The organism is Azospirillum isscasi, from assembly GCF_030849505.1.
GTDB classification, from domain to species: Bacteria; Pseudomonadota; Alphaproteobacteria; order Azospirillales; family Azospirillaceae; genus Azospirillum; species Azospirillum isscasi.
The window spans coordinates 1-14,198 of record NZ_JAUJFI010000148.1 but is presented as its reverse complement, the minus strand read 5'-3'; the positions used below and the strand labels follow the sequence as shown (position 1 = coordinate 14,198).

8 protein-coding genes are annotated in these 14,198 nt (G+C 72.2%); all 8 read left to right on the top strand.

What is annotated here, in order from left to right; genetic code table 11:
- Positions 1 to 5,035: beta strand repeat-containing protein (locus tag QSG27_RS22640; protein WP_306710123.1), on the top strand; the 5,035-nt coding region annotated here is incomplete at its 5' end.
- A 197-nt stretch (positions 5,036 to 5,232) separates the two neighbouring features.
- Positions 5,233 to 6,567: a TolC family protein gene (locus QSG27_RS22635; RefSeq protein ID WP_306710121.1), complete on the top strand. Its 1,335-nt coding sequence runs from the start codon at positions 5,233 to 5,235 to the stop codon at positions 6,565 to 6,567.
- Positions 6,564 to 8,246: an ATP-binding cassette domain-containing protein gene (locus QSG27_RS22630; RefSeq protein WP_306710119.1), complete on the top strand. Its 1,683-nt coding sequence runs from the start codon at positions 6,564 to 6,566 to the stop codon at positions 8,244 to 8,246. Before QSG27_RS22635 ends, QSG27_RS22630 begins: the two co-directional genes overlap by 4 nt.
- Positions 8,243 to 9,595: an HlyD family type I secretion periplasmic adaptor subunit gene (locus QSG27_RS22625; RefSeq protein ID WP_306710116.1), complete on the top strand. Its 1,353-nt coding sequence runs from the start codon at positions 8,243 to 8,245 to the stop codon at positions 9,593 to 9,595. Before QSG27_RS22630 ends, QSG27_RS22625 begins: the two co-directional genes overlap by 4 nt.
- A gap of 70 nt (positions 9,596 to 9,665) precedes the next feature.
- Positions 9,666 to 12,770, top strand: a complete 3,105-nt coding sequence (locus tag QSG27_RS22620; RefSeq protein ID WP_306710114.1) for an ABC transporter substrate-binding protein — start codon at positions 9,666 to 9,668, stop codon at positions 12,768 to 12,770.
- A 29-nt stretch (positions 12,771 to 12,799) separates the two neighbouring features.
- Positions 12,800 to 13,174 carry a hypothetical protein gene (locus QSG27_RS22615; protein ID WP_306710112.1) on the top strand — a complete coding sequence of 125 codons (375 nt, stop codon included), beginning with the start codon at positions 12,800 to 12,802 and terminating at the stop codon, positions 13,172 to 13,174.
- A gap of 1 nt (position 13,175) precedes the next feature.
- The gene (locus QSG27_RS22610) at positions 13,176 to 13,667 is read left to right on the top strand and encodes a hypothetical protein (protein ID WP_306710110.1); all 492 of its coding nucleotides are present in this window, start codon (positions 13,176 to 13,178) and stop codon (positions 13,665 to 13,667) included.
- A partial coding sequence (locus QSG27_RS22605; RefSeq protein WP_306710108.1) for a hypothetical protein occupies positions 13,664 to 14,198 on the top strand: 535 nt, incomplete at its 3' end. The genes QSG27_RS22610 and QSG27_RS22605, both read left to right, overlap by 4 nt.

The following is a 14,198-nucleotide window of genomic DNA, read 5'->3' as shown; positions in this document are numbered from 1 at the left end:
GCCGTCCGCCGCCCCGCCGGTCACCAAGGCGCTGACGAGCGACCCCTTCGCCGTCGCCGCGCAAATCCAGCAACAGGCGGCCCGCACCGTCGAGACCGCGGCCTCCGCCCTGCCGTCGCCGGTGTCCCCTGCCACCCCGGCCGCGCACAACACGGCGGCCCCCACCCTCTCGGCCAGCTTCGACGCGGCGGCCTTCGCGAAGGCGCTGGCGGTTGCCGAAGGCACCGCGGCCCCCGCCGGCTTCGCCGTCTTCCACCTGATCGAGGCGATGTTCCGGCCCGGCGAGGCCGGCAGCAGCGTGGTCGGCGTCGCCGTGGTGGCGAACCCGGATTCGCCCCTCGGCGTCTGGCAGTACAGCCTCGACAGCAGCGCGTGGCTGGCGGTGGGAGCGGTCGGCGACGGGTCGGCGCTCGTCCTTCCGGGCAGCGCCCTGCTGCGCTTCCTGCCCGCCGCCGGGGCCTTCGGCACGGCGCCGCCGCTCGGGCTGCGGGCCGTGAACGACGAATGGACCGAGGGCTTCAGCGGCGCCGGGCACCGGCTGTTCACCCTGAGCGGCACCGGCGGCACCACGCCCCTGTCGGCGGACATCGCCCGACTGTCGCTGGAGGTGACCCCGGTGAACGGCACCCCGGTGGCGACCGGCGCGCAGACGGTCCTGGCCGCGGTGGCGGAGGACAGCGCCGATCCGGCGGGCGCCAGCGTGGCGTCGCTGTTCGGCGGGCTGTTCTCCGACCCGACCGACGCGGTGTTCGGCTCCGCCGGCAATGGCTTCGCCGGCGTGGCGGTGGTCGGCAACCCCACGGATGCCACACATGGAGAATGGCAATACTGGACCGGCACCGTCTGGGCCACCGTGGGAGCGGTGTCGGATGGTGACGCCCTGCTGCTGGCCGCCGACGCCATGCTGCGCTTCCTGCCCGCCGCCAATTGGAACGGCAACACGCCGGCCCTCACGGTCCGCCTGATCGACGATTCGCAAGGCCCGGTCGCCAACGGCGAACGGGCGGACGTGACGGGCACGGGCGGGGACAGCCGCTACAGCGCCGGCACCATCGCGTTGACGACGGCGGTCACCGCGGTCAACGACGCACCGGTCGTCACCGGCACGGCGGCGACCTTGCCGTCCATCGCGGAGGACACCGCCGATCCGGCGGGCGCCACCGTCGCCAGCCTGTTCGGTCATCTCTTCTCCGACGCCGCCGACGCGGTGAGCGGCGGATCGGCCTCCAGCGCGCTGGCCGGCGTGGTGGTGGTCGGCAACGCCGCCGTTCCGGCGCAGGGGCTGTGGCAGTACTGGACCGGCACCGCCTGGACCGACATCGGCGCGGTAAGCGACTCCGACGGGCTGCTGCTGGCTGCCAACACGGCGCTGCGCTTCCTGCCCGCCGCCAACTGGAACGGCACCACACCCGCCCTCACCGTCCGGCTGGTCGAGGACGGCGGCGCACCCGTCGTCGCCGGCAGCCGCGTGGACCTGACGGACAACGTCGGCGGCAGCACCGTCTACAGCGCTGGAACCATCGCCCTGACGGGCACCGTCGCCGCGGTCAACGACGCCCCCGTGGCGACGGGCACCACGGCCACCCTGCCGTCCATCGCGGAGGACACCGCCAACCCGACGGGCGCCACCGTTACCAGCCTGTTCGGCCACCTGTTCTCCGACACGGCGGACGCGGTGACCGGCGGGTCCGCCGCGAACGGCTTCGCCGGCGTGGCGGTGGTCGCCAATCCCATGGAAGCCGCCCAGGGGGAATGGCAGTATTGGACCGGGTCGGACTGGGCCGCCGTGGGGGTGGTGTCGGACGGCGACGCACTGCTGCTGGCCGCCGACGCCACGCTGCGCTTCTTGCCCGCCGCCAATTGGAACGGCACCACCCCGGCCCTCACGGTCCGGCTGGTCGACGATTCGCAGGGGATCGTGACTACCGGCGGGCGGGTTGCCCTGACGGCGGTCGGCGGGGACAGCCGCTACAGCGCCGGCACCGTAGCCCTGACCACCGCCGTCAGCGCGGTCAATGACGCTCCGGTCGCCACCGGCACGGCCACGACCCTGCCGCCCATCGCGGAGGACACCGCCGATCCGGCCGGGGCCACCGTCGCCAGCCTGTTCGGCCACCTGTTCTCCGACGCCGCCGACGCGGTGAGCGGCGGATCGGCCTCCAGCGCGCTGGCCGGCGTGGTGGTGGTCGGCAACGCCACCGTCCCGGCGCAAGGGCTGTGGCAGTACTGGACCGGCACCGCCTGGGCCGACATCGGTGCGGTGAGCGGGAGCAACGGGCTGCTGCTGGCTGCCAACACGGCGCTGCGCTTCCTGCCCGCCGCCAACTGGAACGGCACCACACCCGCCCTCACCGTCCGGCTGGTCGAAGACGGCGGCGCACCCGTCGTCGCGGGCAGCCGCGTGGACCTGACGGACAACGTCGGCGGCAGCACCGTCTACAGCGCTGGAACCATCGCCCTGACGGGCTCCGTCGCCGCGGTCAACGACGCCCCCGTGGCGACGGGCACCACGGCCACCCTGCCATCCGTCGCCGAGGACACCGCCAACCCGGCGGGCGCCACCGTCACCGCCCTGTTCGGCCACCTGTTCTCCGACCCGAACGACGCGGTGACCGGCGGATCCGCCGCGAACGGCTTCACCGGTATCGCCATCGTCGGCAACGCGGCGACCACCGCGCAGGGCGCTTGGCAGTACTGGACCGGCACCGCCTGGATCGCGGTCGGCACCGTGACGGAAGGTTCGGCTCTGGTCGTCGCCGCCGGCGCGAAACTGCGCTTCCTGCCCGCCGCCGACTGGAACGGCACCACCCCGGCTCTGACCGTCCGGCTGATCGAGGACGGCGGCGCGCCCGCCGTCACCGGGAGCCGCGTGAACCTGACGACCGGGGTCGGCGGCAGCACCGTCTACGGCGCCGAGACCATCGCCCTGACCGGAAGCGTCACCCCGGTCAACGACGCGCCGCAGGTCACCGCTGGAACGGCGGCCCTGACGACGGTGAAGGGCGTGGCGGTGGCCGTCACCGGCCTGTCGGTCTCCGATATCGACGCCGGCCCGGCGCCGCTGCTGGTCACGCTGACCGCCGGGCACGGCGCGCTGACGCTGGCCAGCGCCGGGTGGGACGCGGAGATCACCGGCAACGGCACGGACAGCGTGACCATCCGGGCGACGCTCGCCACCATCAACGGACTGCTCGGCGCCGCCAACGGGCTGCTCTACACCGCGTCGTCCTACACCGGGGCCGACAGCATCCGGATCCTGGTGAACGACCTGGGCAACGGCGGGGCCGGCGGGCCGCTGACGGCCAGCGCCACCATCGGCGTCACCGTGGCGCCGCCGAACGCCTCCCCGGTCCTGAAGGACACCAACCTGGACGTGACCGTGGCGGCGGAGGCGCTGGCCGCCCCCACCGCCGGCACGGCGGGGATCGCGGTGTCCAAGCTGGTCGGGCTGAACGGCGCCGGCCCGGCCAACGTCACCGACACCGACGCGGGGGCCCTGACCGGCATCGCCCTGACCGGCACCAACGAAAGCTATGGCCACTGGTGGTTCTCCACCAACAACGGCGCCACCTGGAGCCTCGTCGGCACGGTCAACGACAGCGATTCCGCCCTGCTGCTGCGCTCCACCGACCGGCTCTATTTCCAGCCCAACGCCTCGGTGCCGGCGACCGTCAACGGCGCCCTGACCATCCGCGCCTGGGACCAGACAACGGGCAGCGCCGGCACGAAGGCCGCCGTCACCACGGGGGCCGGCAGCGCCTTCTCCGCGGCCAGCGACACCGTGACCCTGCATCCCGGCGTGCTGGTCCCCAACGGCTCCTTCGACAGCGGGCTGACCGGCTGGAGCTACACCGGCGGGGCCACGGTGGGCACGACGGGCGACGGGCGCGAGGGCACGATCACCTCCGCGGGCGGCAAATCACCGACGTTTCTTGAGGATTTCCTCGGCCTCGCCCACGGCTCCATCGCCGCGGCGACCGGAACCGTCCCGTCCTACGGCCACGCGATGAAGCTGGCGACCGGCGTGACGGTGACCAAGGAAACGACCCTGACCTTCGACTGGTCCTTCGTCTTCTCCGACCCCGGCTATCACGACTTCGCCTTCGTCAGCGTCAACGGCGTGGTCAGGCTGCTCGCCAAGGACGCGAGCGCCAGCGGCAAGTTCAGCGTGGTGATCCCGGCCAACAGCACCCTGTCGCTGGGCTTCGGCACCTCCGACACCAGCGACAACAGCGTCAACCCCATCCTGCGCATCGACAACATCAAGCTGACCACCGTCGCCAGCGACCCCATCGTGCTGGACATGACCGGCGACGGGCTGTCCCTGCGGGCGCTGTCCGAGGGCGTCCAGTTCGACGTCAGCGGCGACGGGGTGGCCGACCGCACCGGCTGGATCGGGGCGGGCAACGCCCTTCTGGTGCGCGACGACAACCGCAACGGGCGGATCGACGGCGGGCACGAGCTGGTGTCGGAGCATTTCGGCGCAGGCTTCAACAGCAGCCTGGAGGCGCTCGCCTCGCTCGACACCAACCATGACGGGCGGCTGGACGCGGCGGACGAAAGCTTCGCCACGCTCCAGGTCTGGCAGGATGCCGACGCCGACGGGGTGAGCCAGCCGGGCGAACTGCGGACGCTGGCGGAGGCCGGCATCCGCGCCATCGGCGTCGGAGCCGACGCCAGCGACGCGACGCTGGCCGGCAACCGCGTCCTCGGCACCACCGGCATGACCATGGCGGACGGCAGCAGCCGTCTGGTGGCCGGCGTCGCCTTCGACGTGCAGGCCGCTCCGGCGGCGCAGGTGCACAGCCAGCCGCTGGCCCCGTCGCCGCAGGCGGATCAAGGGCGCTTCGACTTCGCGGCGCTTCTCTCCTCCGGCCTGGGATTGCCGGACAATATTCCGCCGGACAACATTCCGGTTGTGCAAAACGGCATCGATGCGCACACGCTGGGGTGGAGCTCAACCCCCCACACCCCTGATACACATGACGTCACAACGCACGCATTGCCGATTGTGCACGTCGCAGAAAATTCATGATCGAATGACAGAATTTGTCGCATTTTTAGGTATTTGAATACTGTTTTGTCCTAAATGAATATGAGAGTTATCCACTAGGATCATCATCGCTGTAAGCCGTTGGGCTTAGACGGGCAGCGATCTCCAGGGCCTCCATGCACAAATTCTGTCTTATCGCCGCGGTCGCGCTTCCACTCCTGACCGGAGCGCCACAACCATTGGTTGCTTCACCGCGCGACGACGTGGTGGCGCTGATCGGCAAGGCGACGGAGACTCACGACCGCCTGCGGGGGGCCGAGGCCGCCGCCGACGCGGCCCGCAACGCGCTCCGCGTCAGCCATGGCGGCTGGTACCCGACGCTCAGCCTGTCGGCCAACGGCGGGCGCGAGAACACCGTCAAGCCCGCCGGCCTGCCCAACACGGACATGAATGCCTCGCAGCTTTCTGTCCGGGCAACGCAATTGATCTGGGATTTCGACGCGACCAACGCGGACATCCGCCGCGCGCAGGTGACGCTGGTGCGCGCCGACATCGCGGTGGAGCGCACCCGGCAGGAGTTGCTGGTGGAAGGGCTCGGCGCCTACGCCGGCCTCGTCCGCGCCCACCAGCTCCTGGCCTTCGCCCGCCAGTCGGAGGACAACATCCGGCGCCAGACCGGGCTGGAGGAGGTGCGCCTCCAGGAAGGCTTCGGCTTCTCCACCGACGTCCTCCAGGCCAAGAGCCAGTTGGCCGGCGCCCAGGCGCGCCGCGTCGCGGCGGAGGAGGCGACGCAGAACGCGCTGAGCCGCTTCCAGGCGTTCTTCGGCCATCTGCCCTTCCAGGTGGATGGCGCCCAGGTCCTGGCGGCGACCCGCGCCACCCTGCCCCCGTCGATGGACGCGGCGGTGGAGGAAGCCCGCCGCCACAACCCGCGCCTCCAGGAACTGGCCCTGACCACCGCGGCGGCGCAGGAGTCGGTGGCGGCGATCCGCGGGCGCACGCTCTACCCGCGGATCGACGGCTTCGTGGAGCGCAACGTCAAGCGCGACGTCGCCGGCCAGTCCGGGCGGCAGAACGAGCTTCTGTTCAAGCTCCAGGTCACCTTTTCGCTGAACACCGGCCTGACCGCGCTCAACAGCATCCGTGTGGCCGAGGCCGACCTGCGGGCCGCCGACGCCACCTGGGCCGATCAGGAACGCACGGTGCTGGAGACCGTCCGCAACAGTTGGAACCGGCTGGAAAGCGCCCGCGCCCAGGTGCGGTTGCTCAACGACCAGGCGAGCCTCGCCGCCGGCTTCCTCGACGTGGCGCGGTCGGAACGCGAGTTGGGCACCCGCTCGCTGATCGACATCCTGTCGGGCGAGACGACGCTGATCAACGCGCGCAGCGACGCCGCCGCGGCGGAGACGGAGCTGGTGCTGGCCGGTTACCGCCTGCTCGCTGCGATGGGCCGGCTGAGCGCCGCCGACATCCAGACCAAGCCGATGCCGAAGCTGACCGCGCCGGGCCGCGGCGCCTTCCGCGATCCGGGGCACCGTGATCCGGGCCGGCGCGGCACGGGAGACCAGCGATGAGCGGCGGCGCCATCGGGATGCTGGTGCTGCGGCTGCGCGCCAGCCCGCGGCTGACCGCCCGCGTCTTCGCGGCGTCGCTGGCGGCGAACCTGCTGGGGCTGGCCTCCTCCTTCTACACGATGCTGGTGCTGAACCGGTACGTGACGCACGGCGTGGACTCCACCCTGGCGGCTCTGACCGTCGGCGTCGTGCTGTCCATCGCCTTCGAGCATCTGTTCCGCCACGTCCGGCTGGGCATCGCCGGGCGCATCGGGCGCGCCGAGCACGAGCGGCTGACCACCGGGGCCTTCGGCATCCTGCTGACCGCGCGCAGCGGCGCGGGATCGGCGGAGGGCGACGCCGCGCGGCGCGAGGCGCTGCGGGCGCCGGAGCAGATCGATTCCGCGCTGGGCTCCGCCAATCTGGCGACCCTGTTCGACCTGCCCTTCGCGCTGGGCTTCATCGTCGTGGTCGCGCTGATCTCCTGGCCGCTGGCGGCGATCTGCCTCGTCTTCACGCTGCTGGCCATCGCCGCCGGGCTGCTGGCCCAGGCCGACATGCGGGCGGTCGGACGCGACCTCGCCCAGGCCGGCGCCGACGCCCAGGGGCTGGTCACCGCCGCCATCGTCGGGCGCGACGCGGTGGCCCTGTTCGGCGGCGCCAAGCCGCTGCTCGGCGACTGGCAGCGCGCGGCGAAGGCGCTGCGCACCCTGCGCGAGCGCATGTCGATGCGCCAGGGCCGCGCCCAGTCGGCGGCGCAGAGCCTCCAGGCGCTCCAGGGCGTGGCGGTCATCGCCACCGGCGCCGTTCTGGTGGTGCGCGGCGAACTCGATGTCGGGTCGCTGATCGGCATCAACCTATTGGTCGGGCGGGCGCTGGCCCCCTTCACCCGGCTGGCGCAGATCGGCGAATCCCTGGCGATGGCCCGGCAGGCCCAGGCGCGGCTGGAGCAGTTCGCCCGCACGGCGGTGGAGCCGCCGGGCGGCACCAGCCTGCCCCGCTACGCCGGCACGCTGGAACTGCGCGACCTGACCTTCACCCCGCCGGGCGGCGTCACGCCGCTGCTGCGCCGGCTGAACCTGTCGGTGCCCGCCGGCAACATCCTGGTGCTGAAGGGCCGCAACGGCTCCGGCAAATCGACGCTGATCCGCCTGATCGCCGGGCTGGCCGACCCGCAGGAGGGCGCGGTGCTGGCCGATGGGGTGGACATCCGCAAGTTCGCCCCCTCCTGGTGGCGCCAGCAGATCGGCCTGCTGCCGCAGGAGCCGGTGTTCCTCAACCGGACCATCCGCGAGAATCTGCTGCTCGCCAACCCGCGCCTGTCGGAGACGGAGCTTCACGCCGTCCTGCACCGCGCCGGGGCGGACCGCACGGTGGCCGACTGCGCCCAGGGGCTCGACACGCCGCTGCGCAACTTCGGCCACGAGCTGCCGACCGGCCACCGCCGCCGGTTGGCGCTGGCCCGCGCGCTCGCGGTCGGCGGGCGGCTGATCCTGCTGGACGAGCCGACGGACGGGCTGGACTCCGAGGGCACCGCCACCGTCTACCGCACGCTGATCGAACTGGCGCGGAGCGGCCACACGGTGATCATCGCCTCCCACGACCCGCGCATCCTCCAGGGCGCCTCGCTGGTGCTCGACCTCGACCAGCCGAACGGCACGGCAACGGTCCGCGACGCGGCGGGGCTGGTGACGCCATGAAGCCGCTTCCCCTGCTGACCCGCAAACCCGCCTCCGGGCCCGCCGCGACGGCCCCGGTCACCCTGGCCGGCGCCGGCACCGATGAAACCGAAAGCCGCTTCGGCGACGGCCTGTTCGCGGTCGGCATCGCCGCCTTTCTCGCCGCCCTCGGCTGGGCCGCCGTCGCCGAGCTGAACGTCTCCAGCAGCGCCCCCGGCGACGTGGTGCCGCTGTCCTACAACCAGTCGGTCCAGCATTTCGAGGGCGGCATCGTCCGCGACATCCTGGTGCAGGAAGGCGATTCGGTCACCGCGGGCCAAGTGCTGGTCGAGCTGGACCAGACCAAGATCCGCGCCGACCTGGAGGAGCTGAAGCTGCGGCTGGGCTCGCTCTCCGCCGACACCGCGCGGCTGGAGGCGGAGGTCGGGCGCCGCGAGGCCATCGATTTCCCCGACCGGCTGCTCCGCGAGCGGCCCGATCTGGTGGCGCAGACCCGCGACCTGTTCCGCGCCCGGCGCGACCGGCTGGCCTCCGACCTCGACATCCAGCGCCAGGACATCGCCCAGCGCGAACAGCAGATGGCCGCCGTCCGGGCGCGCATCGGCGGTTCCCAGGTGGCCCAAGGCTTGATCCGCGAGCAGTTGTCCATCAGCGAGACCCTGCTGAAGCGCGAGATCACCAACCGCATGAAGCATCTGGAGCTTCTGCGCGACGATGCCCGCGTCAGCAGCGCCATCGCGGAGGACCGCGCCACCCTGGCCCAGGCCGAGGCGGCGCTGGCCGAGGCGCGCAGCAAGCTGGTGTGGATCGGGCGCAAGTACGAGGAGGAGAGCCGCAACGCCCTCGACGAGGCTCGCCGCAACCACGACGAGCTGTCGCAGCGCCTGACCCGCTACCAGGACAGCCTGGACCGCAGCAGCCTGCGGGCACCCATGGACGGCATCGTCAAGACGCTGGCCGTCTCCACCAAGGGTGCCGTGGTCAAGGCCGGCGAGACGGTGGTGGAGCTGGTGCCGCGCGACGGCAAGCTGGTGGTGGACGCCCGCCTGCCGGTGCAGGACATCGGCTATGTCCGCCCCGACCAGCCGGTGGTGGTGACTCTGGCCGGCGGCGACGCCTCGCGCTTCGGCCACATCGAGGGGCGGGTGCGGACGATCAGCCCCGACACGCTGCTCGATGCCAACAAGCAGTCCTACTACAAGGTCCGCGTCGAGCTGCCGGTGACCCGCTTCGACTACGGCGGCAAGACCTACGAGCTGTTCCCCGGCGTGCGGGTGACCTGCAGCATCCTGACCGGGCGGCGCACGATCCTCGATTACGTGTTCTCGCCGGTCCTCAACGGCCTCCAGCACGCGATGCAGGAGCAATGAGAGTGGCCGCGCTCGCTGTTTCCCCTCTCCCCCTGCTCCACCCCGACACGGACCGCCCGAGGCCCACCCCATGCTGAGCTCGCTCCAGCCCCGCTCCCGGCCGCCGCTGCGCTGGTCGCACCTGACCAAGAAGGCGCGCTTCGCGCTGATCCTGGCGGCGGCGATGCTCGTCACCGTGCTGGTCTCCCTGATCGTCCGTGCCGGCTTCCTGGGCGAGAGCGAGCGCGAGCCGCTGACCATCGCCGTCGTGGCCCCGCTCAGCGGGCCGGACGCGGCGCTGGGGCTGGCCGTCCGCAAGGGTGCCGCGCTGCGCGCCGACACCATCAACGCGGCGGGCGGCGTCGGCGGGCGCCCGGTGGCGGTCAAACCCTTCGACGACGAGGGCGACAAGGGCAAGTCGCTGGAGATCGCCCGGCGCATCGCCAACGATCCCTCCATCCTCGCGGTGATCGGCCACACGCCGGACGCCACCGACAGCGCGACGGCGATCTACGCCCAGAGGCAGATCCCGCTGATCGCCCCGCGCCCGCTGGTCCGCCCGGCGGACGCGCCGCCCAGCCCCTGGCTGTTCAGCATCACGCTGGACCGCACGCACGAGACGCGCTTCCTCGCCAACTACATCCGCAATGTCGTGGGCGAGCCGACCGTCGCCATCGTCCGCGAGGACAGCGAGCAGGCCGCCGGGCAGGCCGGGCAGTTCGACGCGATCCTCCAGCGCTTCGGCACCAAGCTGGTCGGCCAATGGACCTTCGCGCCGGGCCGCGGCGGCGCCAACGCCCTGCCGGCGCTGGCCCAGGCGGTGAAGGAGAAGATGCCGACCGGCGCCGTCGTCGTCATCGGGTCGGCGGTGGACAGCGCGCGGGTGGTGGTGGCGCTGCGCGACGCCGGGGTGCGCAACCTGATCGCCGGCAGCTCGGAAATGGCGGCCTCCGCCTTCCGCACCGAGATCGTCGCCCAGACCCAGGCCAACCCCAAGGCCCTCACCCCGGAAGCCTACGGCCACGGGCTTCTGGTGTCCTCGCCCGTGCTGTTCGACACGGCGAACGAGCGGGCGCAGCGTTTCTACGGCCAATACGTCAAGCGCTTCAACGCGGTGCCCGACTGGGCGGCGGCGCTGGGCGCGGACGGCGTGGACCTGATCGCCGGGGCCATCGAAAGGACCGCCGCCGCCAGGGCGCTCCCCGCCGGCGGCGGCAAGCCGGACGGCGAGGCGCTGCGCCGCGCCATCGCCGGCCACGACCGCGCCGAAACCGCCTTCCAGGGCACGGTCGGCACCTGGACCTTCGACGCCCGCGGTCAGGCGACCCTGCCGGTGATGATGGCGACCTACAACGGCCTGAATCCGGTGGCGGCGCTGACCCAGCTCCAGCCGATCCGCGAGGCCGGCGTCTCCAACTTCCTGGAGGAGGTGACCAAGGGCCGGGCGCTCTACGTCAACGACCGCTTCATGTACAAGACGGACGTCATCTACACCGGCGTCCAGCTCCACGAGATCCGCGACCTCAACCCGGACGCCAACGAGGCGACGCTGAACCTGACGGTCTGGTTCCGCTACCGCGGCGCCTTCAACCCGGCGGACGTCGTCTTCACCAACGCGGTCAAGCCGGTCGATCTCGGCAAGCCCTACCGCGAGGAGCGCGGCGAGGTCACCACCTACGTCGCCTACCGGATCGAGGGGCGATTCGCCCTGAACGTCTTCGACCAGCGCCCGCCCTACGGCAGCCACACGGTCGGCGTCAGCTTCCGCCACCGGACGCAGAACCGCAACACGGTGATGTTCGTCACCGACGTGCTCGGCATGTCGCTGGTCAACACCAACGACTTCGTGGAGAAGCTGAAGGCGATGGCCGCGGCGGAAACCGCGTCCGCCGCCGATCCCGGCCTCGCCGACCGCTTCCGCCGCGCGCTGGAAGGCGAGAGCGAAAGCTCCACCCTGCTCGACCAGCTCCGCGCCAAGCGGGTGCTGGCGCCGTCGCCCGGCTGGCGGCTGGCGCGCGCCTGGATCTCGCAGGACGTCGCCTCGGTCGGCAGCGAGGGCGATCCCAACTACGTCGGCTTCGGGCGCCCGCAGCCGGACTTCTCGCGCGTCGATTTCGGCGTGGTCGCCACGCCGGACGCCCCGGCGGCGCGCGACTTCATCCACCGCGACTTCTTCGTCTACATCGCCATCTTCAGCGCCGTTCTGGCGGTCTTCGCCGCCTTCATGGACCGCCGCGACCGCGGCCAGTTCTGGAAGATCCAGACGCTGTTCATGCGCATCCTGGCCTGGCCGCTGCTGCTGATGTCCGCCGGCAACATCGCGCTCGATCAGGCGGTGGCGACGCTGCCGCCGAGCGGCATCGCCATGGTGGTGAACGGCGTCGCCGTGCTGTGGTGGATCGTGCCGGCCATCCTGGTGGACCGCACGCTGGAGCGCTTCGTCTGGACGCCGCTGGAGATCCGCACCCAGCGCAAGGTCCCCGGCATCGTCCGCCGCTTCTCCACCCTGATCGTCTTCGGCTTCGCCGGCTGCGGCATCATCGCCTTCGTGCTGAAGCAGCCGATCACCAGCCTGCTGGCCGCCTCCGGCCTCGTCGGCATGGTCATCGGCCTCGCCATCCAGGCCAACATCGCCAACGTCTTCTCCGGCATCATCCTGAACATCGAACGCCCGTTCCAGATCGGCGACAGCATCCAGATCACCGACGTGGTGCGCGGCGTCGTGGTGGACATGACGTGGCGCACGGTGCGGGTGCGCAACGTCGCCGGCTTCATCGTCGCCATGCCCAACGCCAAGGTGTCGGAGGCGACCGTCGTCAATTTCAGCGCGGTCGAGCGGGTGTCGATGAAGCTGGAATACTACGCCGACGCCCGCCACGACCCCGGCCAGATGGGCGGGCTGCTGACCAACGCGCTGCAAACCGCCGACAAGGTGCTGCCCAGCGCCACGGGCGGCCTGCCCTTCGTCCGCTACGACGGCATCCGCGGCGTCAACGGCCAGTGGCTGTGCAAGTACAACCTGTTCTTCTGGGTCCAGGATTACGACGCCAGCTTCGTCGTGCCGGAGCTGGTCTGGCGGTCCGTCTACCGGACGCTGGCCGAGGCCGGCATCGAGCCGACCCCGCCCGACCTGATGGAGGCCGCCGGCCCCGCGGCAGCCGCCGCCAACGCCCAGCGCAAGGCAATTCCCGCATGAGCAGCCCCGGCACGAGCAGGAACATTCCGATGATCCGCCCCCTGACCGCCGCGGCGGCCCTGCTGCCGGTCCTGCTGGCCGGAACGGGCTGCGCGCCGCTCAATTCCTCCGGTCCCGCCGCGATCCTGGAGAAGGTGGCCGACGGCGAGTACGACGTCGGCATCCGCTACCCCGCCAAGCGCGCCCGCTACGTGATGATCGTCGAGGAGGACGAGGACGGCTTCGTCCTGACCAACCGTCCCGCCGGTGCCCGCGAGCCGGACGCCGCCCCGGCGGCGGTGGCCCAGCCGCAGCGGAACGACCGCGTGCTGGCACCCTGCGCCGAAGCCGCCGGCAACTGGTACCGCCACACCCCGGCGGGCTATGTCTGCGCCGGCCAGAGCGCTCCCGGCACCGGTGGCTGACATGAGGCGCGTCCTGATGGTCCTTGCCCTGATGCTCGGCGCCCCGACGCTCGGCGGCTGCGCGGCGGGTGTTCCCGTCTCCGGCGCGGGCAAGGCCGATGCCCCCGTGCTCCGCATCCAGGCCGATACCGACGCCAACGGGCGCCGCCCGGTGGCGGTCGATGTGGTGCGGGTCGCCGATCCGGCGCTGGCCGGACGGCTGGCCGGGCTCGACGCCGCGGGCTGGTTCCGCGACCGGCAGGCGTTGAGCGCCGAGGCCGGCAGCCGGATCGCCATCGCCTCGTGGGAGATGGTGCCGGGCCAGAGCGTGCTTCTGCACAGCCTGCCGCCCTTCGCCGCGCCCCCCGCCGCAGCCCCCGCCGTGACCTTCGTCTACGCGCTGTACGGCACGCCCGGCACCCACCGGCAGGTTCCGGACGGCGCGGGCGCCCTGGACGTGCGGCTGGGACGGGAGGGCTTCACCGTGGCTCCGTTGGCGGAGGGAACGCCGTGACCGTCCAGGCCCAGACCGCCCCCCCGCCGAACCTCGCCCCGACCGGCAAGCCCCCCGGCACGCTGGCCCTGTTCCGCGCCTTCCAGGCGGATCTTCTGGCCGGCTGCGCCGACGCCCAGGCCCCGGCGGGGGCGGTGGCCGACCGGTTGGCCGCGACGCTCCACGGGATGAGCGGCGCCGCCGTCTCGCAGGGGCCGGCGGCCCACGGCACGGTGGTCAAGGCGGTCTTCGCCATGGCCATGCTGGCCGACCGCGCGCTGGTCCACACGCGGCCCGCCGACGCCGTGGTGTCCAGCCGCCTGTTCGGCGCGAACGCCTCCCTGCACACCCTGTTCGTGCAGGCCGACGACCTGATCCGCCAGGGCGCCAAGGCCGACCGCGGGCTGGCCACCGTCTATCTCGCCACCCTGGCGCTGGGCTTTCCTGAGGACGCGCAGGCGGCGGCCCGCCGCCCGGCCCTGCACCGCATCGTCGCCGGCGAGCGCCCCGCGGCCAGCCTGCCCAGCCCGCGCGCCTGCGATCCGCCGGCGG

Bases quoted from the DNA above. Each gene is read 5' to 3' on its own strand.
- QSG27_RS22630 (WP_306710119.1), top strand. From the start codon at position 6,564: ATGAGCGGCGGCGCCATCGGGATGCTGGTGCTGCGGCTGCGCGCCAGC.
- QSG27_RS22625 (WP_306710116.1), top strand. From the start codon at position 8,243: ATGAAGCCGCTTCCCCTGCTGACCCGCAAACCCGCCTCCGGGCCCGCC.
- QSG27_RS22620 (WP_306710114.1), top strand. From the start codon at position 9,666: ATGCTGAGCTCGCTCCAGCCCCGCTCCCGGCCGCCGCTGCGCTGGTCG.
- QSG27_RS22615 (WP_306710112.1), top strand. From the start codon at position 12,800: ATGATCCGCCCCCTGACCGCCGCGGCGGCCCTGCTGCCGGTCCTGCTG.
- QSG27_RS22610 (WP_306710110.1), top strand. From the start codon at position 13,176: ATGAGGCGCGTCCTGATGGTCCTTGCCCTGATGCTCGGCGCCCCGACG.